The 21,274-nt window shown below is 49.1% G+C and carries 23 protein-coding genes; 10 read left to right on the top strand and 13 right to left on the bottom strand.

Going from position 1 to position 21,274, the window contains the following annotated elements:
- Window positions 1-110: 110 nt before the first annotated feature.
- The 7 genes from AAH187_RS02845 to AAH187_RS02875 form a co-directional block, all read right to left on the bottom strand.
- Window positions 111-356, bottom strand: a complete 246-nt coding sequence (locus AAH187_RS02845) for a hypothetical protein (RefSeq protein ID WP_342346918.1) — start codon at window positions 354-356, stop codon at window positions 111-113.
- Window positions 357-514: 158 nt separating this feature from the next.
- Complete coding sequence (locus tag AAH187_RS02850) at window positions 515-898, bottom strand: response regulator (RefSeq protein WP_342346919.1); 384 nt, start codon at window positions 896-898, stop codon at window positions 515-517.
- Window positions 899-950: 52 nt separating this feature from the next.
- The gene (locus AAH187_RS02855; protein ID WP_342346920.1) at window positions 951-1,121 is read right to left on the bottom strand and encodes a hypothetical protein; all 171 of its coding nucleotides are present in this window, start codon (window positions 1,119-1,121) and stop codon (window positions 951-953) included.
- Between the two features lie 71 nt (window positions 1,122-1,192).
- Window positions 1,193-2,236: a response regulator gene (locus AAH187_RS02860; protein ID WP_342346921.1), complete on the bottom strand. Its 1,044-nt coding sequence runs from the start codon at window positions 2,234-2,236 to the stop codon at window positions 1,193-1,195.
- Between the two features lie 174 nt (window positions 2,237-2,410).
- Entirely contained in the window at window positions 2,411-3,031 is a 621-nt protein-coding gene (locus AAH187_RS02865; RefSeq protein ID WP_342346922.1) for a response regulator transcription factor, read from the bottom strand.
- Window positions 3,032-3,223: 192 nt separating this feature from the next.
- Window positions 3,224-3,871: a response regulator transcription factor gene (locus tag AAH187_RS02870; RefSeq protein WP_342346923.1), complete on the bottom strand. Its 648-nt coding sequence runs from the start codon at window positions 3,869-3,871 to the stop codon at window positions 3,224-3,226.
- Between the two features lie 436 nt (window positions 3,872-4,307).
- The gene (locus AAH187_RS02875) at window positions 4,308-4,628 is read right to left on the bottom strand and encodes a PAS domain S-box protein (protein ID WP_342346998.1); all 321 of its coding nucleotides are present in this window, start codon (window positions 4,626-4,628) and stop codon (window positions 4,308-4,310) included.
- A 1,451-nt stretch (window positions 4,629-6,079) separates the two neighbouring features.
- Here AAH187_RS02875 and AAH187_RS02880 point away from each other — a divergent pair.
- The 5 genes from AAH187_RS02880 (at window position 6,080) to AAH187_RS02900 (ending at window position 9,378) form a co-directional block, all read left to right on the top strand.
- Window positions 6,080-6,517, top strand: coding sequence for a cytochrome c (locus AAH187_RS02880; protein ID WP_342346924.1), 438 nt, complete (start codon window positions 6,080-6,082; stop codon window positions 6,515-6,517).
- Between the two features lie 75 nt (window positions 6,518-6,592).
- On the top strand, window positions 6,593-6,997 hold the full coding sequence (locus AAH187_RS02885; RefSeq protein ID WP_342346925.1) for a cytochrome c: 405 nt from the start codon (window positions 6,593-6,595) through the stop codon (window positions 6,995-6,997).
- A gap of 64 nt (window positions 6,998-7,061) precedes the next feature.
- Window positions 7,062-7,265, top strand: a complete 204-nt coding sequence (locus AAH187_RS02890; protein ID WP_342346926.1) for a dodecin family protein — start codon at window positions 7,062-7,064, stop codon at window positions 7,263-7,265.
- Between the two features lie 153 nt (window positions 7,266-7,418).
- Entirely contained in the window at window positions 7,419-7,862 is a 444-nt protein-coding gene (locus AAH187_RS02895; protein WP_342346927.1) for an archease, read from the top strand.
- Between the two features lie 154 nt (window positions 7,863-8,016).
- Window positions 8,017-9,378: an RtcB family protein gene (locus tag AAH187_RS02900; RefSeq protein ID WP_342346928.1), complete on the top strand. Its 1,362-nt coding sequence runs from the start codon at window positions 8,017-8,019 to the stop codon at window positions 9,376-9,378.
- 421 nt (window positions 9,379-9,799) lie between these two features.
- On the opposite strand, the gene AAH187_RS02905 is transcribed toward AAH187_RS02900, so the two are convergent.
- Entirely contained in the window at window positions 9,800-10,192 is a 393-nt protein-coding gene (locus tag AAH187_RS02905) for a cytochrome c (protein WP_342346929.1), read from the bottom strand.
- Window positions 10,193-10,826: 634 nt separating this feature from the next.
- On the opposite strand from AAH187_RS02905, the gene AAH187_RS02910 reads away from it, so the two are divergent.
- Both AAH187_RS02910 and AAH187_RS02915 read left to right on the top strand, forming a co-directional pair.
- Window positions 10,827-11,006: a hypothetical protein gene (locus AAH187_RS02910; RefSeq protein ID WP_342346930.1), complete on the top strand. Its 180-nt coding sequence runs from the start codon at window positions 10,827-10,829 to the stop codon at window positions 11,004-11,006.
- A gap of 130 nt (window positions 11,007-11,136) precedes the next feature.
- A complete protein-coding gene (locus AAH187_RS02915) occupies window positions 11,137-11,580 on the top strand; it encodes a PDZ domain-containing protein (protein WP_342346931.1) in 444 nt (147 codons plus the stop codon).
- A gap of 412 nt (window positions 11,581-11,992) precedes the next feature.
- Here the strand turns inward: AAH187_RS02915 and AAH187_RS02920 are convergent, their stop codons facing one another.
- The gene (locus AAH187_RS02920) at window positions 11,993-12,430 is read right to left on the bottom strand and encodes a helix-turn-helix domain-containing protein (RefSeq protein ID WP_342346932.1); all 438 of its coding nucleotides are present in this window, start codon (window positions 12,428-12,430) and stop codon (window positions 11,993-11,995) included.
- 104 nt (window positions 12,431-12,534) lie between these two features.
- Between AAH187_RS02920 and AAH187_RS02925 the strand changes: the two genes are divergently transcribed.
- Complete coding sequence (locus AAH187_RS02925; RefSeq protein ID WP_342346933.1) at window positions 12,535-12,765, top strand: hypothetical protein; 231 nt, start codon at window positions 12,535-12,537, stop codon at window positions 12,763-12,765.
- A gap of 570 nt (window positions 12,766-13,335) precedes the next feature.
- On the opposite strand, the gene AAH187_RS02930 is transcribed toward AAH187_RS02925, so the two are convergent.
- The 4 genes from AAH187_RS02930 to AAH187_RS02945 form a co-directional block, all read right to left on the bottom strand.
- The gene (locus tag AAH187_RS02930) at window positions 13,336-15,135 is read right to left on the bottom strand and encodes a hypothetical protein (protein WP_342346934.1); all 1,800 of its coding nucleotides are present in this window, start codon (window positions 15,133-15,135) and stop codon (window positions 13,336-13,338) included.
- A 746-nt stretch (window positions 15,136-15,881) separates the two neighbouring features.
- A complete protein-coding gene (locus AAH187_RS02935) occupies window positions 15,882-16,508 on the bottom strand; it encodes a hypothetical protein (RefSeq protein ID WP_342346935.1) in 627 nt (208 codons plus the stop codon).
- Window positions 16,509-16,600: 92 nt separating this feature from the next.
- On the bottom strand, window positions 16,601-16,981 hold the full coding sequence (locus AAH187_RS02940) for a DUF4168 domain-containing protein (protein ID WP_342346936.1): 381 nt from the start codon (window positions 16,979-16,981) through the stop codon (window positions 16,601-16,603).
- A gap of 119 nt (window positions 16,982-17,100) precedes the next feature.
- Window positions 17,101-17,532: a CBS domain-containing protein gene (locus AAH187_RS02945; RefSeq protein ID WP_342346937.1), complete on the bottom strand. Its 432-nt coding sequence runs from the start codon at window positions 17,530-17,532 to the stop codon at window positions 17,101-17,103.
- A 1,003-nt stretch (window positions 17,533-18,535) separates the two neighbouring features.
- Here AAH187_RS02945 and AAH187_RS02950 point away from each other — a divergent pair.
- Both AAH187_RS02950 and AAH187_RS02955 read left to right on the top strand, forming a co-directional pair.
- A complete protein-coding gene (locus AAH187_RS02950) occupies window positions 18,536-19,615 on the top strand; it encodes a glycosyltransferase family 4 protein (protein ID WP_342346938.1) in 1,080 nt (359 codons plus the stop codon).
- A 55-nt stretch (window positions 19,616-19,670) separates the two neighbouring features.
- Window positions 19,671-21,179 (top strand): MFS transporter, encoded by a 1,509-nt coding sequence (locus AAH187_RS02955; RefSeq protein ID WP_342346939.1) that lies wholly within the window; start codon window positions 19,671-19,673, stop codon window positions 21,177-21,179.
- Window positions 21,180-21,274 lie beyond the last annotated feature (95 nt).

The raw sequence follows: 21,274 nt of genomic DNA on the forward strand, positions 1-21,274 counted from the left end.
TTGAAAATTCCCCGTAGCAAGCTAACGGGGAATTTTCAAGTTAAAAATGACTGAGTGCCCGCGATGAGGATGACTGCTCAATTAACACTGTCGAGCCAAACACACAGGCTTTAGGCACTCCATTGAGGCCTTTCAGGTTCCTCTGACAAAATCTCCCTTGCGGCTTGCAACCAATTGGCTAGACTCGCGCCATGATCCCCACCTCCAATCCGGGAAATCTCATGGGCGCGATTGGCGATTTGGACCTCCAGGGGTTCAGAAGGGGTACCACGCGTCATCTTCTGATTCTCACTAACAGAAGCGGGCAGACTTTGTGGCTCTGCATGCCCGTTCGAAACTGGGATCTGATCTTCCATGGCTCAATTTCCTACTTGAATTTCCTTGATTCCTCTCACTCCAACTGAGCTATAACAGATGGACTGAATCAAGAAGAGCACCCAACTCCCTCTTTGCAACCAGTTCAGAACGGATCGGGGACTCATGCCATGTTGGCAAAATGGGCCTAGGATTTGATCTATCTCGTCACCTGACCTTCGTGTTTGGCAGAGGGACCAATTGCCAAATGGACAGATGAAATGAGTAGGTTTAAAGACATCGGTAGTCCAAGGACATGATGGACGCCAAAAAACAATGACTGGGGAATTTCGGTGCTGGTGGATTTACTGGCTAACACAATAATTTTTCCTGCGTACCCCTCCGCGCGAAGCTGCCGCAAGACTTCAAGTCCGCTGGGATTTCTTAAATACAGATTGACGACAATAAGCTCAGGATTCCCTTGACGTACCCTTGCCAACACTTTGTCCCCTTGAAAAGCCAACTTCACCGGATAGCCTTTGGCTTCCAACCAATTGGCCATTTGTTTGGAAAATTCAACTTCCGGAGTCACAAGAAGTATCACGGCCCTTCTCCTTTCTATACGCTCCACAAGATGGCATTCCTCTCAGGCGATTTCAGGCTCCCACCTGTTCATTGATGACCTCACCACATTCCCGACAGACCACACGCCCCGTTTTTTCACCTTGTTCATTGACATGTTCGCCCACCACGCGTTGATGCGCGCAAACTTCCCTCTTCCAGGTTCCGAGGGTTCCATCCACACGACTGGCCTTATCTGCATTCATGGGTACCACCTTTTAAAGGATGCCAATACCTCCATTGACTCCCTCACCTTTAGCCAGATGCACGCCTTCAATCAAGCCACATCGAAACGAGAAAAGGCCTGTGCCTTGGCGTCATCATTTTGAAAGATCTTGCGACAGGCTTGTTGGAGAGAAGCGAGATGAAACGGTTTGAGGAAAAATCCTTGAGCACCTTCTTGCAACAGCCGTCGGAGGGATTGTTCCTCCGACGCCCCGGACATCATGAGCACCGGCATCTGATGTCCCAACCATCGTAATTCATCCAGCATGGTCCGCCCATCCATAATGGGCATGTGTGTATCCAGTAAAATCCCATCCACGGAACGGCAACCCACCACATCCAGGCCCTCCCGCCCATTTCTCGCAATAACCACCTCATATCCCCATTCCTGAAGCGCCCGATCCAACAGCCTGGCCACTGAAGGATCATCATCGACCACCAACATACATGGACGGACCTCCTGAGCCTGGGCCTCCGTCTCGTCACGCGACACACCGGGGGATGTGGTTTTGAGCGCCTGAAGAAATTGCAGACAAGAAGAACAATAGGTCTGTGAAAGGTCGACCTCAGAAAATGTGCGATGATGCATCGACAAATATGAGGGCAAATCTCGCCATCCCTCTGTCCCGGTCAGGCCATCCGAGGGATCATGAACCCGTTCACACCAGGGGCAGGAAAACACGAATCGGGAGGAAGACGAGGATAACGGGAGACAATGCCGTAAAACATCCCCACGGGAAATGACTCCGACAAGATTCCGATCACAAACTACAGGCATCCTCAGAAGCTGCCTGTGAATCATTACCTTCAGAACCACATCCAGCGGATCATCCTCATAAAGATACACCGGAGTGGTCATGGTGTCTTCGACTCTGAGTTCATCCAGAGAGTTCAAGCGAGAACAGGCTTGTAACAGACGGAGTTCTGCCACGACCCCCAAAATTTTGCCGGTGGAATCGACCACCGGCCATCCGCTGTATTGACCTGAGAGGAATTGCAAAATCAGGTCTTTCCGGAAGACCCCGGGTCGGAGAGGGACGGCATCGGAATTCATCAGATCTTTCGCCAGAGGGGAAGATGAAGAAAGGTGGTTCATCAGAGGGCCTCTTATTTACATCGGTTTCAACCATGAAACTATCGGTTGAGGGAAATTGGGCAGCTAAGGTGAGTGTGTAAAGTACCGACCGGAGTAAAAAAAAAGAACTAGGAGAACCCTAGTCCTTTCTGGAAAAAATCCTAGGATGAAGTGGGAAGGGATGATCGGAATCGGCTACTTCACAATCAGGCCGTGGGCAAACGCAAACTTGGTCAACTCCGGGATCGAATGCATCCCTAAGGTTTCCATGATTTTGGATCGATGAAATTCAATCGTTTTAACGGAAATGTCGAGAAGCGTGGCAATCCCTTTGGTGGAACGACCTTCGGCGATTAACTGCAGGACTTCCCGTTGACGGGGAGTGAGCTGGTTCAACGATGGTATCAACATTTCCTGTGGTTTCTGAGGCGAAATATCCCCTCTCAGAACTAATGGGGTGACATACTTATGGCCTGCCAACACCGATTGCACAGCCTGCTTAAGTTCTGATCCGGCAGACCGCTTTAAAAGGTAGCCGGAAGCCCCGGCCTCGAACGCCGCAGTAATATAGGAAGAATCCGCATGCATCGTCAGGAAAATGATTTTACAGTGAGGAATAAGTTTTTGGAGATGACGAGCGGATTCCAGACCGTTTAAACTCGGCATGGAAATATCCATCACCACCACATCCGGTTTCAGGTCTGAAACGATCTCAAGCAGCGCTCGTCCATCTTCCACCTTTCCCACGACCTCAGCGAACTCCTCCACAAGCTTTGCCACCCCTTCCAGGACCATGGGATGGTCATCCGCCAACACAATACGGGGAAGGTTCCTTGAAGAATTCCCGTTACATGAGTATGGATAAGGATGTGAGATCGGCATCTTGACCCTTCAGAAACTGAATACCCTTTTGGAGAGGGTAATATATACAAGCGCAGGCAAATCTACATTAGGGAAACCCCTAGTTCTCAAGGGAAACATCCCTGGTCAAAAAAATTCACCAATCCTTTATTCCGGAGACACGAGACCATGGGTAATAGCATACCTCGTTAATTCCGCCGTGCTTTGACAGTTCAATTCCCGGATAATCTTGGCTCGGTGAAACTCAATGGTTTTGGGAGACACATGTAACATCGCCGCCATCTCTTTCGTACTGTGGCCTTCGGCAATGAGTTGCAGCACTTCCCGCTGCCGTGGCGTCAGAGCGTTCGTCTCAGCCTGAGGAATCGACATTTCCTGGGTGAACATACCCAAGAAATCTTTGGCAATCGCCGGCGTTACATAAAACTGCCCTTTCATGACCGCATGAATGGCGAGCATCAATTCGGAAGCCGCAGAACGTTTCAAGAGAAAACCGGAGGCCCCGACTTGAAAGGCTTCCTTCGCATAGAGCGGATCCGCATGCATTGTCAGAAAAATCAACTTGATTGATGGAAGTAATTTCTTCAGTTGACGGCCCGCATCCAGTCCATTCAATTTGGGCATGGAAATATCTAAGACAACCACATCCGGTTCCAACTTTTGAGCGGCCTGAAGAAGGGCCCTTCCATCCTCCACTTTCCCGACAAGGTCACAGTCATCCGTGACCAATTTGGCCAGGCCCTCCAAGACCAATGAATGGTCATCAGCTAATAGGACACGAGGTCGGGTCACCATAGCCTAAGCCTCACGCTGCACTGCTTTTGGCGTAATCGTATAGACATTGCCAACTCCTTCTTCTCTTGCGTGATTCCCTCCCCTCCTGTCATTCTCAACATCCTGTAAGGGAAATCCATCCCCCCGCTGTTTTTCCCAACAGGGTGTATCGTGAAATTAGCCTGGCTTTGCTCATCTTTTTATCCTTCCTGCCATTTTTTATCGGGAATCTTTCTTTGAAATTCCCCTGATGGCTCCCCGCTAACCACCGGTGGGGAGGACCAAAGGATAGGTCATCCTGAGCCGGGGGGAAGGATCTGTGCCCAGAGTGACGAGGCCACGGCTCAACGAGATCCTTCGGTAGACCTTGCCCTGAGCTTTGCCGAATGGGTCAGGATGCCCAATATGGGGAAGCCATCCGCAATGCTGTCATGCCGGAGCAGTGCGTATCGGAAAATCATGTTGGCACTCCCGCTGGCTCCAATACATTAGAGACAAACTGTTGCTCTTTCTCCGGCGCGTCCTGAACTTGCCGACGCTCTGTAATGTCACGCAGCACCACCGTAAAAAGTTTCTTTCCTTTTTCCTTTTCCTGCACCTCAATTTGGGAAATGGAGACCTCAACGGGAATTTTTTCTCCGTTAGTCCGAAGTACAGAAATCTCTTTTGCAACACCCATTTGACAGGAGACGGCCGCCTCCTGATTAAAAAGTTGATGCATGGGGTGATGGGCGGCTCGAAATCTGGCTGGAACCAATCGGTCAATTGTCGGCCCAATAGCCTTAGAGGCCGGACAGCGAACATGGTCTCAGCCGCCTCGTTAAACAGCACTATCCGCTCATCTTCATCAGTGCTGACGATCGCCACCCCACACACCACCATCGTCATCAAGTCCTTTTGCTCATCCTGCGCAATTTCAATTCATTCCTGCATCGTCACATCCTCGGCTACGACTCAAAACTGTGCTAGCCCCTCGAAACCGAAATGGTATTGAGTTGTCTCCCAGCATAACCTCATAGCCAAAAGGATAACGGGAGGAATTCACCCAATCTAAGGCTAAACCCCCAGGATCGGAAAGTCCGAGGGACGCTCCAGAGCTTTAAAAGAACGAGGCCTTTTTCAAACGGGAAGGGAAATTTGAGAATTGATGGTGACACGTTCGATTCTGTCCCGACGGTGCTCAGAGGAGTGGCCTTCCTTACAGAAGGCTTTATCTTGGCTCGTAATTCGGATGGCCCCTGGGATTTCGTGGCCCTTGTTGAATTAGCCATCAAAGGTTTTCCTTAGGGATAAGTTGGATACACACCTTCACGAAAGTCGAATCATATTCATTTCCAGAAAAAAGGTACAGCGCTTTAGGGTTTTCAGGTCATCGTTAGTACCAACCTATCGGTCATCCAAGTTCCTCGCTCGTGATTTTCCTGTTGGCATGGCCTATTGTTTTCATCTTATAGCCCTCCCGCCACCGTCATTCCCAACATCTGTTTTTGAGAGTCCGCCTAAACCGCCCATCGGATAGATCCCTCTGGCTACAGTTGAGATGACGGAGGTAAAAAATGGGTCCATGTTGATCCTCTGCAGACCAATCGGAGCCATTCATTCATCCCATGCAGATATCGATCGATGAGGAAGACTGGGACGACCAATTCTAGAGGTGTGGGGAAAGATGCTACACTTCCTTTAGCTATTCTTGTGAATACTTCCCATCTTTCCTCACTTTCAATCAAGCAGGTCCAGATCCACTAAGCATTTTCTTTCACATTTTCTTCCTCACGGCCTTCCAGGTTTCTCCACCATTTCAACAGGATACGATTCCCTTTCTCCAATCCACTCTTCTGGAAACCTTTTCCTAAGGACCACAAATCGGTACCTGGCACAAAGTTTGATACTACCTTCTCATTCATGAGGGAACCGAAACGGCATTCTTCCAGAAAGTTGGTTGAAAGACTCAAATGGAACACTCCACTCATTTATTGCTTAAACAACACCCTGCCTGCAGGAGGTGACGCAATGGAATGTCCTCGCTGTCATGGTTTGATGGTCATTGATGCCTGTCTGAATCTGGAGAATGTTCATCACACTGTTTGGATTCATGAATGGCGATGCCTGAATTGTGGAGAAATCTCTGATCCGCAAACTTTGGCAAATCGCGCTCCACGTCAACACGCTGTCAGCACCCGGCTCCCTCAAGAGGTTGACTGAATGTTTCAATCACGCAAAGGATACCCAATGAATTATTTTCTTAGACCTCTCCTGCGGTACGGGAGCCTCACATTGCTTGTTATGGGCATGGGAATGAGTTCGGGATGGGCCCAGGAACAGGATGTGATAGCCGGAGGCAGGCAGCTCTTTCAAAAATTTTGCGCATCCTGCCATGGAACCCAGGCCAAGGGGGATGGCCCTCTTTCTGAGTCTTTGAAGCCCAAGCCAGCGGATCTGACCAGGTTATCAGCCAACCATGGGGGCTCATTCCCCTTTTGGCAGGCGTACCGCACGATCGATGGACGCGATCACATTCCGAGTCATGGCACGCGTGATATGCCGGTGTTTGGAGTATGGTTCCGGATACCGGATGATGAAGTCTCGATTGAAACTGAGTGGGCCGACCAAGTACGAGGGCGAATCTGGCAACTGTTGTCGTACCTGGAATCTATTCAGGAGCCATAAAAATGACCGTGAAGGTTCTGACCGTTCATAGATGCCAAGCAATCCACATCCCTACAGATAAACAAGCAGGAGGACATGATGTATCAACCACAGAAATACCTTGGTTTGTTCAGTTTCATCCTCATAATGGCCTGGCCCATTCTGGCATTAAGCCAAGAAGTTCCAGGCAACCCTCAAAATGGGAAAGTCCTGTTTGAAAAACATTGCGCGAATTGTCACGGAGTAAAAGGGGCCGGTGATGGGCCTGACACCCAATTCTTGTTGGTACAGCCCGCAAATTTTCACTCCTTGGAATCACGATCAAAAACCGATTGGGAATTAATGAATGTGATCACGTATGGAGCTGTATTTTCTCCTATGCATGGGTGGTCAGAGCGGCTGACGGAAGATGAGCGCTGGGATGTCTTGCGATATATCAGATTCCTTGCTCCATTTAACCCCATCGCCAACCTTCTCCCTTTACCAGAGACTCACGGGTAAAAACTCAACGAATGTAGCCAGGTCGGATGTCCACCATTCATTTTCACATCAAGGAGGATTAGCCATGTCGGACATGTTAAAAGTGATCGAGGTGTTAGCCGAATCAGACAAGAGCTGGGAAGATGCGGCTTCGCACGCCGTGACCCAGGCCGCCAAAAGTGTTCACGGTATAAAATCGATTTACATTAAGGACATGGAAGCCAAAGTAGAAAATAACAAGATCACCAAATATCGAATTAACGCGAACATATCTTTCCTGCTGGATTAAGCAGCAATGAAAGGCAGATGCATTCCCGCTCTTTGTTCTCCTGACCCATTCGGCTAAGCTTAAGGCAAGGTCCACCGAAGGATGTGGCTGGGCTGTGGCGCCGTCAACCTGGGCACAGATCCTTCGCTATAAGCTCAGGATGACAACAGAGTCATGCCACTCATGGACAACTTTGAGCCTTCAACAGGGTGGGAGCATTTTCCCCATGATGCAGATATGGGGATTCGTGGTTTTGGAATCACGAAACCCCAAGCCTTTGAACAGGCCGCGTTAGCACTGACGGCTGTGGTCACAGATCCCCAACGGGTGGCTGCTCGGGTTGAACACCATTTCACCTGCGAAGCGCCGGATGATGAGCTCTTACTGGTCGATTGGCTGAATGCCCTCATCTATGATATGGCATCCCGCCGTATGGTTTTTAGCCGGTTTGACGTCACAATCACCGATCAACACCTGGAAGGCACCGCTCATGGGGAACCGGTTGATCGCATGAAACATGAACCCGCCGTAGAAATAAAAGGGGCGACGTATACCGAGCTGTCTGTCCGGCAGATTGAGGGAAACGGCTGGGTTGCCCAATGTGTCGTTGACGTCTAGTCACGTGAGTTGAACATGGCATGCATGCTGAACCGACTATGCCAGCGTGCCGAATGATTCACTTTTCTTACTTGCGACAACTCGTATGGACCTGAATCTTTTATCGCAAGTCTCTCCGTATGAGTGGCACATTCCTCCAAAGGGAAAGATGCGCGTGCCGGGAATTCTTTACGCGGATGAATCACTCATTCGCGACATGGACCTGAAGGTTTATGAACAGGTCGTCAATGTGGCCACCCTCCCGGGAATTGTCCAAGCCTCATTTGCCATGCCCGATGCTCACTGGGGATACGGGTTTCCGATAGGCGGAGTCGCCGCCTTCGACCCTCAACAGGGCGGCGTGGTGTCTGCCGGCGGGGTCGGGTTTGATATCTCGTGCGGCGTACGGACCCTCTATACGGGTTTGCGCGCGGACGATATCACTCCCGTGCAAGAAAAACTGGCGGACCTCTTATTTGCGCGGGTACCCGCTGGCGTGGGGAGCACAGGTCGATTGCACCTGAAACCCAAGGAAATGGATGACATGCTCGCCGGCGGTGCCCAATGGGCCATCCGACGAGGCTATGGGACAGCCAAGGATTTATCGCGCATTGAAGAACACGGCTGCATGACCGGGGCAAAACCCGCGTGCGTGTCTGACCATGCCAAGAAGCGCCAGCAGGACGAAATGGGTACGTTAGGGTCAGGGAATCATTATTTGGAAATTCAAGAAGTCGTGGAAACGTATCACGATCCCTTGTCCGAAAAGCTCGGCATCCACGGCGGAGATATTCTGGTCAGCATTCATTGCGGCTCTCGAGGGCTTGGGCATCAAATCGGCACTGAATACCTCAAGAAAATGGTGGTGGCGGCAAGCCAATATGGCATTACGTTACCGGACCGCGAATTGGCCTGTGCCCCGATCGACTCCCCCTTGGGCCAGGAATATTTAGGGGCGATGCGGGCGGCGATGAATTGCGCCTTAGCCAATCGGGAAATTGTCACCCATTTAGTCCGTCAGGCATTTTCAGAAATCTTTCCTCAGGCGGGCTTACCCCTGCTATACGATGTGTCACATAACACCTGCAAAGTGGAGGAGCACCAGATCGACGGCCGGAGCCAGCGCGTCTTTGTCCATCGCAAAGGCGCCACGCGTGCGTTCGGGCCGGGACATGCTGACATCCCAGACGACCTCCAAGCCTTCGGTCAACCGGTCCTCATCGGTGGAACCATGGGAACAGCCTCCTATCTGCTGGTCGGCACAAAAGAAGGCATGGGTCTGGCCTATGGGTCCGCCTGCCATGGAGCAGGACGCAGTATGAGTCGTCATCAAGCCACTCGCCAATGGAAAGGTCAAAGAGTGATTCAAGAATTAGCGGCGCAAGGGATCCTCATCAGAAGTCCTTCCGCGCGAGGGGTCGCCGAAGAAGCGCCGGGTGCGTATAAAAATGTCACCGCTGTGGTCGATGCGGCTGAACAAGCGGGCTTGGCGCGTAAGGTAGCGAAAATGCGCCCGTTAATCTGTATTAAGGGATAAGGGCTCGACCACCTTACACGACTAAAACTAGGACATCCCGGTGTTTTCCCATCCGAACCAATCGGAATTTTATCGAAATGCCTATAATGGCAGGGATGACTGAATATGATGGACGGGAATGACGCAAGAGTGAAAGAGAACGCAAAACGCTCAGCATGCCTCAGACATGGTCTGACACATGGAGTTTAGATTTTCACACAGTAACCGATAGAATTGTCCGGGATTTTCTTTCACCGATTGAACAATACCCTTCGTCTGGATAATCCCACCCCAACCATACAAAAGGAATCCGTCGTCCAATACACATGCCGACGGGCGCTCACATCAGACCAATACGTCAATTGGAACAAAAATCTGGAGGGAGATTGACCCATTTTCATCCTCAATCACCCGTTGCCAGTAGAAGTAGAAACCGCTCAATTCAAGGTGGATTCTTGGCACAGCCATTCATGCAGCCGTCATGGAGTTGATAATAAACGATGGCCCAAATCTCTTCATCTGAAAGCAGATGCTTAAAAGGCATATGAGATGTCCCCGGCACCCCCAATTTGATAATCGAGAAAAGTTCTTGCTTACTTAGGGGTCGTCGCACGGCGATCTGGCCATGACAATGCATACACCTGGCAAGCCCCTCATATAAGGCTTTGCCCTGTTGAAGTTGCTCTACGGAGGGTGGCAGGGCGTCGGGTTGATCACCCTTCTGTATTGTCCCGGTGTGACCGGGTTCAACGATTGAGAAGGCCAAAATCAACACAAAAGCTAGGGTTCCCCCATAAGGGTTTTGCTTCATCCCTCCATCTTTAATTAATCCCATTAGATTATTTCCTATCTGAATCATACAACATCAGGATCGTCACACTGCCCTCAAAGGTTGAAGTTGGCCACCTTGGTCTGCAATCCCTACCACAGACTGGCCAGTACATTCATCTGAACGGTTCGTTAAATTTCCGTCCGCATACTTGACGCTTGGCGGTTGAGCACTTCAAACCGATCTTCCCGTTCCTATGCCGCCGGTCCCGAATCCCAACGATCCAAGCTCCTCGGGGCAACAGGATGAAGTCCAGTTGGGCTTCGAAGGACGTTCCAGGCATTCAAATAGTTACCTTGCAGTATCTACTTTACTTTAGTAACTAGTTACTTATCTTAACTTATGAAACAGGCCAAAAACAAAAAGGGTTATAATCTTAATAAAGGTGACAAAATGGGAGAATGCGAACGCTGCAGAGGATTCATGGTGAGAGACAGTATTTTTAACGTGGACGGACAATTTTTAGAAATTGAAATGGGAAGATGCCTTAATTGCGGTCATGTCGTCGATCTCAGTCTTCTGATAACCCGTCAAGGGGAAAAGAGTACAATGCCAGCAAAACAAGAAGGTGTGCTTGTCTGAGCACTTCATTTTTGCCATTCCGAATGGATTGCGTAAAGAACCCGAAAAGGAGTTGCCAATGACAGAAATCATCGGAGAGAGTGCCTACCAGCATTTACTGACAGGCATAATTATGGCCGTTTCTCTGTGGGGATTGTTCTTGACCCCCAAAATGATCCCGGTATTCACACGAAGCCTGACGCGACATCCCAGGAATATACTCGTCGTGAAGGGTGTTCCCAAACAACGTTCTTCATGAATTCGACCGGAATAGTCTGTCGGTTTCCTCGGGGAAATCAAATTATTCAAGAGTCTGTACGGATACCAGGGAGGTAATGGTGAACATGATTTGTCCGACTATCCAACATAGGATCCACCAGGTTGCCGGAATGATAGCTCATGTTGGCCAGGGTGCGATTGTGGGCATGATCCTGACTTTCTCGTTGGGAACCCCCTATCTAGTTCATGCAGAACCGGCTTCCCAGGCTATGACCAAGGAACAGGCCATTAAGCTGGGAGAAGACTTCGGCATCATCGTCGGAGAAGTGGACGAAGAGATACGGGAATTCCTGGGCTTAGAGCGTGCAAAAGGCGTGGTCGTCTTTGAGGTGATCGGGGGAAAACCTGCGGCCCTTGCTGGAATAAAACCCCGGGCCCTCATCAAGGAGATCAATTCTGTCGAGGTGACCACCCTGGAGGATTTCGGCTTGGCTCTCCAGGACGCGTTGCCCACAGAAAATTTTTCCGTGGCAACGTATGAGCCGTCTGACCCCGACAACCAGGGCATCAGCGGCGGAATTAACTTTCACTTTGTTCGGGTTGAAAAAAGCTAAACCGGCTATCGGTCCTTCTTGAAATCGGGAGCGGAAATGACGCTTCAAAACCCGGATGATGCGGGGATATCCAAGAGGAAAGAACCACAGTCATTTTCAGATTCATCAATTTCGCTACCTCTCGATCTCGGGTGTAATCATTTTCCACAAGAAAAACACTCAGCTCCGGGAAAATTCCAGCAAAAGCCGTTCGGGTTGAGGCCGCCAGAGATGCCCTCCCACTCGTGCTGGATCCCCTTCTTACGACCTCCAGATCCTGCCGACGATAAACACGCATTCCAGGGAGTGTTTGGTTGAGGAAGAATGCCTAGCGGGTGACTTTCAGAACCTATTTAAAGCAGAAATATCTCACATCCCCTCATGTCCGGTGAATGTCCAAGTCCAACCAACCTGTGGCGATAGCAAAGATCACCTAACTTTTACGTGTGTTTCTTGCCTTTCTCAGAGGGGGTATTTCGGGATCGTTAGCTACCATGGTTCTTCTTTTTGTTTTTTTCACCTGAATGGTGGTGCTCGCCGGCTTCGTCTCTTGGCCCTGCCATCGACCAGCCAACGTATTGATTTGATTAAGAATGGTGGTGAGTTCACGACCTTCAGTCGTGAGTCCGTAGATCACCTGGAGAGGAATAGTCGAAGCCTGGTGACGGAAGATAATTTCAGCCTTCTCCAACGATCGCAACCGCTCAGTCAACATTTTCGATGAAATGCCAGGCATTTGGCGCTTGAGCTGGCCAAAACGGGTCTCTCCATTGTTATGCAGACGGCAAAGGATGTAAATCGTCCACGGCCCGGCAAGAACACGAAGAAGAGAGTCCAGCGGACAGCCGAATGAACTTGGTGGCAATTTCATGGTTACTTTATGGTATCTACTTTACTTTAGTAACTAGTTACTTATCTTAACTAGCAGGAGACCTAAGGTGCAAGTCAACGCTTCCAAAAGGAGGACACATCTTCATGACGACTGAGCAGATGATTGCAGAGAAGACAATGAAATGCCAACGGTGTGAAGGGCTGTTAGTGCGAGATAGCATTTATAATCTCGACGGTCAGTTTCACCATCTCGAGGTGTTGAGATGTCTCAATTGCGGAGAAACGGTCGATGCGACCATTCTCAAAGCCCGTGATGTGAAAAATGACCAAAGTGGAAGAAAAAGACTCCAGTTTCACTCAGGGCATGTCAATTAAAGAAAACGTGCGACGGGAAATGGTCGGAGCACAGGACTAAAACCCAGCGGACGAAGAGACCGGAATAAGAGGATAGGGATACGTGCGGTGAAGAGTGGGTGGGATCACAGGCACAAAGGGGTGCGCTCTATGCGCAAGAAAAGGTAGAACACCATGGCATCGAGTGAATGGCTACATCAATCATTGCTGCGCTCAAGAAAGAGCAATAGGTCATGAAAATTCATTCACTCCAACAGTATGGCCTTATGCAGTCATCCGGTGATTTTCTGTCATCATCAGCGTCTTCTCATTTTTTTTGGGTCCTCGTGTGAGAAACGTTGCCGGAAGTCCGGCAATGAGATGATCAACTCCTATACTGACGACTTCATTGAACCCATTAAAAACACAAAAGAAAAGGGACTCGTCCCGCTGACAGCAGACTAGGATGCCGGGTTAGTCATACGGCAACAATAGATAGCACGGACTTCCTACCTTATTTACCTTGTGTATGAGGAAATACTTTTCCTCGAACCACGGATTTCCCAAGTTCTACATGCTTCGGTGACTACGTGAAACAGGCGAGGGACCTCGCTAGTCGAGGATCCGCACATCCACGAAATGCATGTCGGCCCGCTCCTGCCCGATATAGGCATGGCCGCCCGGCGGCGCGCCAGCCGGCGCGGTATCCGTGGTGTTGGTCGCCCGCAGCACGGCCACGAGTTTGCCGCTTTTGCCGCCCTCCTCGAGTCGGACCACGCCTACCCCTGGACAGCTGCCCTGTGCAGCATGGTTGGCGGTGATCGGGGCCGGCCCACGAAACGCGATGAACAGGTAGTCGCCGTTGGGGCTACGGGACATCAGGTCAGGCGCCGGGTCGTTCAGTGGCATCCCGGGGTCGTCCCCGACGCTGGCTTCGGCGCAGGGACCGATGCCCCGACCATTGCCATTGGCCGATGTCAGGTCGTAGGTCTCTTTCCTCTTGGACCGGCCCATCGTCTTGACCACCTCGACGTTATTGCGGATCCGGTCACCAGTGTGGACGAATCGCTCATCGACCGTGGCGACCACGCCGTGAGCATCGCGCCGGGTGGTGACACCCGGCAACTGGCCGGTCGGGTTGGGATCCATTCCACCGATGTTGCCGTTGGTCGCAGTGTTAGTGGCATCCTTGAACGCGACAACGGGGACAGGCGTATTTTCCGCGTTGTGCGAAGAGCCGCACGGGAAGCTCGCGTGTCGCAACGTGTAGACGGTAAACGTCGAGTGGGTAGCTCCTGCCGGCGAAGCCGCGACACCAGCATCAAGGTGGATGAGGCCGTTGGCCTGGGCGCCGGCGCAGCCCGCGCCGTTGATCACCTCGTTGCCGTATTCGCCGACAATCGCCATCGGGGTCGCGGCTGAATCAACGACCAGCAGGCCGCCGCCGGCTAGCGTCACGTAGATGAGGGAGTTGTCGTAGGCGGGAATGGGACAGAGAATCGCATTGTTTGGCCGGCCACCGGCCGATCCGTTCGAGCCCGTCGTGCAGTCGTTCTCCTTGCAGAACCCGTTTGGCGTCATGTCGCTAAAGTCCGGCAATCCGGCTTGGATGCTGCCGATCAGCGGGTTATTAATCGCGTTGTTGCCGAGATACACGCGCGGCGCCACCACGGTAGTCTGGCCCTTCCCGACGCCAAGAGCCGCATCCATGTTGTAGGTCAACCCGGTGATCTTGCCGTTGTTGTCACGGGTGACGTCGATCCGCTCGACGATTCTGCCATCGAGATTACACACGAGGATTGCAAGCCCGTCAAACCGCCAAAAGCTCATGTGGTTGGTGCGACCTGTGCCGGTTTGAGTCGCACGGAACAGAGCGATCCCCTCCTTGGTCTCACCATCCATGACTCCGATCATCCCCCCACCTGGCGCAAAGAAACTCAGCAGGGCGTATTTGCGCTGAGGATCGATGAACGACGAATGCAGGCGGCCAGTGAGTGGGCGTGTGCTCCCGGTCGGATTGTTGAACTCGTTATACTCAGCGAGGGCCGCGGGAAAAACGAGGTTCGTATCACATGGCGCACTGGTTCCGGCGCAGGGGATGGGTTGAGCTACTAAGCCACCCTTGATTTGCTTTTTCACGTCGACGCTATGCCAAATCCATACGAAGCTCCCGTTCAGGCCAAGCCCAGTCTCGCCAGCCACGGAGTTCGACTGGTCGCTCCCCCACAACTCGTAGCGGATCTTGTCACCGTGCCCATGGCCATGCCCGTGCTTATCACGGTCGCGCCCGCGAACGTCATGCCCATGGCCGTTTCCATTTCCTGACTTGGACTCAGCAAATGGAATCAGTAACAGTATAGAGGACAGGAAGGCTGTCGCAAAGAAAGCACTACGCCATTGCGAAATCATCATATTCGCCTCCTGGTAATAGAAAAAACCAATGCCTTTGGAAGGGAGGTGAAAGATACAAAAATTCAATTATTTAATCAAAAATGCGGTGCAAAATCACCTTAAGAACTTCTTTTCGCAATTAGAGACTAAAAAAAGGGGATCAGGGTTCCCTGACTTTGTAGAAGACGAGGTGGATGTGTTTCTTGAATCAGGCATTTTTGCCCATAAATGTTGGCACCGCCGTTGTGGAGCTGAGAACCACGATGTTTTCTTCTCCCAGCTCATTTAGTGAATGCAAGGGTAAACGACCTGGAACAGACGAATATCAGTCACGATCCCAAAATTTTTCCGTGCAATCCACCTCAATCATCATACTGATCAGATAGGAATTGCAGGGCAAAATCTTATTAGAATTTCCCACTGATCAATGGATCGGATGGAAATCCAATAAGTCTTTTGCCAATCATGGTTATCGTCTTAATCGAATGCTTCATCAGAAGAACCTTATAAAATGCAGGGGAAAGCCTCTGCCCCTTTGACCGTGAATAACCTAACAATAGGACCAAACCCTGCCGATGCTAACCGCTACAGGCCTGTTCCGCCAATAGAGATTGTAGCCATCAAATGTCTTTCGAGTAGCTATTCGTCACATGTACTTCCTTTTTCATATCTCTGGAACCTGCCCCTTCCTCGCCATTTTTTTTCTGATAGCCTGAAAACAAAGTTAAAAAATGGCGTGTGTTTCCCAGTAAGTAGGCTTCGTTCCCTCAGGCCATTAAAACTTCCCTGAAAGAATACCCTACATCCAGAGAAACCACATTCTTTTCGGTAGGAAAATCGAAAGTTCCATTTATAGAAACCCTTTCGCCCGCATTGTTCTCTGTGACAAATTGAAAGGTGCCTTTTATTGTGCTGGCTTCTGGAGATGATCGGTCAGGAGAGAAGTTATCCAAAGTAATTGTTCCCTCCGTATTGTTTTGGTACTCAATGGATTGTCCTTTTTCAACTGCTTCTACCTGTACATCAAAATTCTGACCTACCTTAAGAGGGTCCGGAGTCATCAGGTTATAGTGGCCAGGCTGAGCTCCATCAGGGATCCGAAAAATAATGAAGAATTCTCTTTCTTCTATAACATCTCGAGGTAGGTTGTTTACAAGCATATAGTACCCTGGACGATTTCCGGTTACAGTACGTTCCTTTGGCGGCAGGTAGGTCACAATTCCGTCTCCCAATATTTCGGCATGAACAGCGCCATCTACATTGGCAGTGAATCCGGCATGTTGGCTCTTAGGCTCGGGATTACTCTTTTCGCTGGATGACTCAGAACATCCCACGATGAAACCTGTCGTGAATATGAAACTTAATATGATAAACCTTTGAAAAGTTATCATCATGCCTTTTCCTCCCTTCAGGTTTTCCCTTTCCTGTGAAACTATGTGGGTCTACGTTTGATCATGATCGAGACATTGATGGATGGATTCATGGTTCACTGCCCTCGTTGCAGTGCAATCATAAATTCCTCCTGAAGTTCAGGCTCAGTTTGAATCGTGTGAAAAATAAGATTGTATTCTTCAACAGAAAACCCATGATTCGCGACAGCCTGGGTCAATTTTTGGTTTGCTTCTTCCTGCAACGCATCAGCTTGATCAGGCTCGGATTGTGAAATGCGCTGTGTATATGTGCTACTTATTTCCGAGACTTCTTTGTAAGCTCCGGCAAAAGGTTCGAGGTTTTTTCGAACCATTTCCTGTTGTGCAGATTCCGAGGAACCTTCCTGTGCAAAAACAGCCACCGGCGACAATAGGCAGGCGCTAGCCAAACAAGCAACCATACCAAATAAATGAAGACTTGATTGTTGTGATTTCATTTCCATACTCCTTCTTTGTTGGGTTATTTATTTATGGATAAAACAATTACGAACACGTGCTACCCTTATTTACAATAAAACCGCCCTCAAACATACGCTCTCTTTTCGGTCAATCCTTCTTACTTATTTTCTACGCCTAACCCAGCTCCGGTTAAGGCTCGAATAAGATCATGTCGAGTCAGGGAACCGATTACGCATCCGTCCCGGGTGATTGGAATTATCTGTAATTCATCTTCCTGAAATAGTGTGACGACCTCAGAAATTGGGGTCATTTCCGTTACTGTTGAAGTCCGGTCTTCTGTCATAATGTCTTCAACATTTACCTGGCTGATATCTGTCCCAACATGCAAGGCATTAAGGATTTCTGACTCTCCAATGAATCCCAGCAAATGACCATCCTCGTCGACCACAGGAGCCACTGCAGAATGATTGGATAAAATGTCCATCATGACAGAATCGCCCTTTGAATGAACCTGATACATCGACATATGCGTTGGCACGATATCTCTAACTGCTGCATACCCTGTTGCAGACATTCCCGCTATAGTCATCACGCCCTCCTTTCTCTGATTCATTCCTGTATGTTGGATCCACATTCATCCTTCTGACTCACTCTTATTTATTCTGAAGCAAAAGGTGGGCCCAAAACACATTCCTTTAGCCACAATTTAAATTTCCTTACTTTTCATCGTATTTCAAAAGAGTTGGAGAGACGAAATTCTATTCCAGTGAGTTTCATGAGGAAATAATGAAGTAAAAATTACAGAAACTCGAGTAATTCCTACCGATTTGAAAACTGAAATGGACATTATGCATGCATCATTGCACTTGGGGCGGTTCCTGTCCCATGGATCTATGCGATGGCAGACAATCGGTCCAATTCGTTCAGATTTAACATTGGGAATGCGGTCTAGGATGGTCACGTGCAGATTGCCATCATTCCCTCAAAATTTTTAAATCATATACCAATGGAGTTCACCACAGAATTTTCCTTCATTTACATGTCATCTAAATCTTTTCAAATTAGGAAAGGAACGTTGGGAAAGGACTACTACAATTGAATGATAACAGAGGAGGAAAAAATTTCTGGTTCTAATGAGTAGCTGCGGCAGGGATGCGATCTATGTCTCATCTAACAAAAAAAAATTCATCTTGTCTGTCCTGAATAAACTGTCTGTATGGAGAAACCGTATCCTGTCTCTTTGGTTATTCTTCGCGATTCTTCCTGACACGCATCAACCACCATCAACAATATTTCCCAAGCTTCGAAAACCCTTCCGCCTCCAGTTTTCACAAATTTATAACTTTAATCTTATTCGTGTAACCCTTACACGGCCTTTGGTAGTTTTTACATTTTCCTTTCTGATCCGACCTCACTTTTTCTTTGAACGATTTATTTTATTACAAAAAAATTACAAACAATCAACCTTTAGACCTACCCTCATTTAAAAAAATTGTCGGCATCAAGTTTGCTAACTAGACGAATACAACACTGACAAGTTTCCCCAGACTGTCTTTTCTTAAATTTTGTCATTTCCTAGAAAGGAGTTTCCCATGAGAATCGCCCAATTGGCTCCCTTGGCTGAAAGTGTTCCACCAAAACAATATGGAGGAACCGAACGGATTGTTTCATATTTAACGGAAGAACTTGTTCGTCAGGGACATGATGTCACTCTGTTCGCTTCTGGTGATTCTCAGACTAATGCACGGCTGGAACCAATGTGTCGGGAAGGTCTCAGAAAAACTAATGGGGTCTCCAATCCTCAGGCTCCTTTTACCTTGATGTTAGAAAAAACATTTTCCTCCGCCCACCAATTCGACCTCTTTCATTCTCATTTGGATTTCCTAGCTTTTCCCTTGGCCAGACGGTGTGGAACTCCAGTCCTCACCACACTTCATGGCCGCCTGGACCTTCCCGAACTGAAACCGGTTTTTGCTGAGTTTTTTGATTGTCCTCTTATTTCTATTTCCAATGCACAACGGAACCCTCTGGCCTGGGCAAACTGGCAACAAACCATCCACCATGGTTTACCCAAAAACCTGTATAGCTTTCATCCTCATTCAGGTTCTTACCTCGTTTTTGTCGGCCGATTAACTCCTGAGAAACGACCCGATCATGCTATTGAAATTGCCAAACGCGTGGGCATGCCTTTAAAAATAGCCGCGAAAGTCGATCCTGTTGACCAGGAATATTTTCGTACCGTCATTAAACCCCTTTTATCGGATCCCTTGGTGGAATTCGTGGGCGAAGTCACCGATGCCCAAAAAAATGACTTAATAGGCAATGCCTATGCTTTAGTCGCACCCTTCGATTGGCCAGAACCTTTTGGCTTGGTTTTTATTGAGGCATTGGCTTGCGGCACACCGGTTTTAGCATATCGTCGAGGTTCCGTTCCCGAAATAATCGATGACGGGTATACAGGGTTCATTTGTGACACCATGGAACACATGATCAAAGCCGTGCCCTGCATCTCCTCTCTTGACCGTCAACCTTGCCGACTGGCCTTTGAACAACGGTTTACCGTTGAACGAATGGTTCAAGACTACCTAAGTGCCTATGAAAATCTATTGGGCGCCCCGGAGGAGACATACCAACCTTCATTAAAGGGTTGTAAAACAATCGTAAATTTCTAGGCTTAGTTGCTTTCACGCATATATGGGGATTCAGTTTGTGAATACCAGGAAAATCATGGCTACCTCTAATAATTCAGACACCGTACCCAATAGATGGGATCTGTTTAGGAATCAAAACTTCCGCATGCTATGGGCTTCACAGGCGGTCTCACAAATTGGGGACGGGTTAACTAAAGTGGCTCTTTTATGGTTTGTTTACCAACTAACGGGATCAGCCTTGAAAATGACGATCATCGGTCTATTGCAAACGATCCCCCCGCTAGTCCTGAGCCCGGTCGTAGGTGTGTATTTAGATCGATTGCCTAAAAAACCCGTGATGGTGATCCTTGATGTCATTCGAGCTTTTTTAATTGCACTCATTCCTGTTCTGTATATTTTTGATGCCCTGACTCTGGAAGTGCTGTTTATTTTGGTGTTTTTCACAGCCATCTTTTCCACCGCGTTCGGGCCGGCTTTGGCTGCTTCTCTGCCCCTTATCGTCAAACCCTCTGAACTCATGTCCGCCAATTCCCTTCTTCAATCCACCACAAATATTGGCATACTCATCGGGCCGGCCATATGCGGAGTCTTGATTGCATGGCTTGGCACCCAGAATGTTCTCTATATAGATGCGGCAACCTTTCTGTTATCCGCCTTGTGCCTATTGCCGATCAAAGGTCATTTGTTGACAACCGCTCCCCGAATTCCGCATGCGACTTCGAAAGTTAGTCAGGACCTGGTTGTCGGAATGCGATTTGTGTTTAAAGAAAAACCCGTGCTTCGCGTTCTCCTCATTACAACGGTCTTTTATACCTTGGGAGCCAGCGCCTTTATTTATGTGCTTCCACTTTTCGTCAACGATCACATCGAAGCTGATCCTCTATGGTTGGGATGGCTGTGGTCTGCTATGGGAGCAGGAATGCTTGCGACCTCCTTTGGTTTGGGTTGCGTGCAGAAATTGGGACGGACGAGTCGAACCTTCCTCATGGCCGTTTCAATGGTCGTGGGCGGAAGTGCGCTGCAATTATTGGCTCATTCACACTCAATCGTATGGGGCTTTATCCTTGTGACCCTTATTGGGGCCAGTACGGCTGCCTTCACTCCCATTGCCTGGTCTATCATCCAAGAAACGACCCCCAACCATTTAATGGGTCGAGTGTTTACTTTAATCAATACTGCGAGCATGGCCATGGCCAGCGGGGGCATGGTGGCCTTTGGAGTGGTGGCTGATAACTTCGGTTCAATGGTTGGCATTTCGATGATTGGTTTTGTATTTTTGATCACAGGCATGGTCGTGATTTTTTCGAATCGTTCCTCCATTCAGGGAGAAAAGCATCTCCCATGGAAGGCAATGGAATTTCCTGACCATTCTGATATGAAAACGGCATGGAATCCCGTCAGAATTGGCTATTCCACTCCACCCATCGTTAGATCATGGAGAAGGAACCCTCAAGGGATTCTGAATATCTCCACCTATTCTTTTAGAAAAATCCTGGATGTCCGCCCAGAACCTGGCTCGCGCGGACCGCCGTACCCACAAAATGCACACCTCAGACGCTCCCCAAAAATGAGGGTTGAACTATGAAACGATTTCTTCAAAAACATGAAATTTTACAAAACAAAAATTTTTCATAAATTATTTATGAACTCGACTTTTACGCTATGTACCATTATATGGGC

Origin of the sequence: uncultured Nitrospira sp. (assembly GCA_902500695.1) — a bacterium.
Taxonomy (GTDB): domain Bacteria; phylum Nitrospirota; class Nitrospiria; order Nitrospirales; family UBA8639; genus Nitrospira_E.

What these genes read in the sequence shown, in the direction of transcription:
- AAH187_RS02860 (WP_342346921.1), bottom strand. Translation starts at nt 2,236, where the DNA reads ATGAACCACCTTTCTTCATCTTCCCCTCTGGCGAAAGATCTGATGAAT.
- AAH187_RS02845 (WP_342346918.1), bottom strand. Translation starts at nt 356, where the DNA reads ATGGAAGATCAGATCCCAGTTTCGAACGGGCATGCAGAGCCACAAAGT.
- AAH187_RS02905 (WP_342346929.1), bottom strand. Translation starts at nt 10,192, where the DNA reads ATGGGATTAATTAAAGATGGAGGGATGAAGCAAAACCCTTATGGGGGA.
- AAH187_RS02855 (WP_342346920.1), bottom strand. Translation starts at nt 1,121, where the DNA reads ATGAATGCAGATAAGGCCAGTCGTGTGGATGGAACCCTCGGAACCTGG.
- AAH187_RS02920 (WP_342346932.1), bottom strand. Translation starts at nt 12,430, where the DNA reads ATGAAATTGCCACCAAGTTCATTCGGCTGTCCGCTGGACTCTCTTCTT.
- AAH187_RS02940 (WP_342346936.1), bottom strand. Translation starts at nt 16,981, where the DNA reads ATGAAATCACAACAATCAAGTCTTCATTTATTTGGTATGGTTGCTTGT.
- AAH187_RS02945 (WP_342346937.1), bottom strand. Translation starts at nt 17,532, where the DNA reads ATGACTATAGCGGGAATGTCTGCAACAGGGTATGCAGCAGTTAGAGAT.
- AAH187_RS02935 (WP_342346935.1), bottom strand. Translation starts at nt 16,508, where the DNA reads ATGATGATAACTTTTCAAAGGTTTATCATATTAAGTTTCATATTCACG.
- AAH187_RS02910 (WP_342346930.1), top strand. Translation starts at nt 10,827, where the DNA reads ATGACAGAAATCATCGGAGAGAGTGCCTACCAGCATTTACTGACAGGC.
- AAH187_RS02870 (WP_342346923.1), bottom strand. Translation starts at nt 3,871, where the DNA reads ATGGTGACCCGACCTCGTGTCCTATTAGCTGATGACCATTCATTGGTC.
- AAH187_RS02885 (WP_342346925.1), top strand. Translation starts at nt 6,593, where the DNA reads ATGATGTATCAACCACAGAAATACCTTGGTTTGTTCAGTTTCATCCTC.
- AAH187_RS02880 (WP_342346924.1), top strand. Translation starts at nt 6,080, where the DNA reads ATGAATTATTTTCTTAGACCTCTCCTGCGGTACGGGAGCCTCACATTG.
- AAH187_RS02915 (WP_342346931.1), top strand. Translation starts at nt 11,137, where the DNA reads ATGATAGCTCATGTTGGCCAGGGTGCGATTGTGGGCATGATCCTGACT.
- AAH187_RS02955 (WP_342346939.1), top strand. Translation starts at nt 19,671, where the DNA reads ATGGCTACCTCTAATAATTCAGACACCGTACCCAATAGATGGGATCTG.
- AAH187_RS02950 (WP_342346938.1), top strand. Translation starts at nt 18,536, where the DNA reads ATGAGAATCGCCCAATTGGCTCCCTTGGCTGAAAGTGTTCCACCAAAA.
- AAH187_RS02925 (WP_342346933.1), top strand. Translation starts at nt 12,535, where the DNA reads ATGACGACTGAGCAGATGATTGCAGAGAAGACAATGAAATGCCAACGG.
- AAH187_RS02890 (WP_342346926.1), top strand. Translation starts at nt 7,062, where the DNA reads ATGTCGGACATGTTAAAAGTGATCGAGGTGTTAGCCGAATCAGACAAG.
- AAH187_RS02930 (WP_342346934.1), bottom strand. Translation starts at nt 15,135, where the DNA reads ATGATGATTTCGCAATGGCGTAGTGCTTTCTTTGCGACAGCCTTCCTG.
- AAH187_RS02895 (WP_342346927.1), top strand. Translation starts at nt 7,419, where the DNA reads ATGCCACTCATGGACAACTTTGAGCCTTCAACAGGGTGGGAGCATTTT.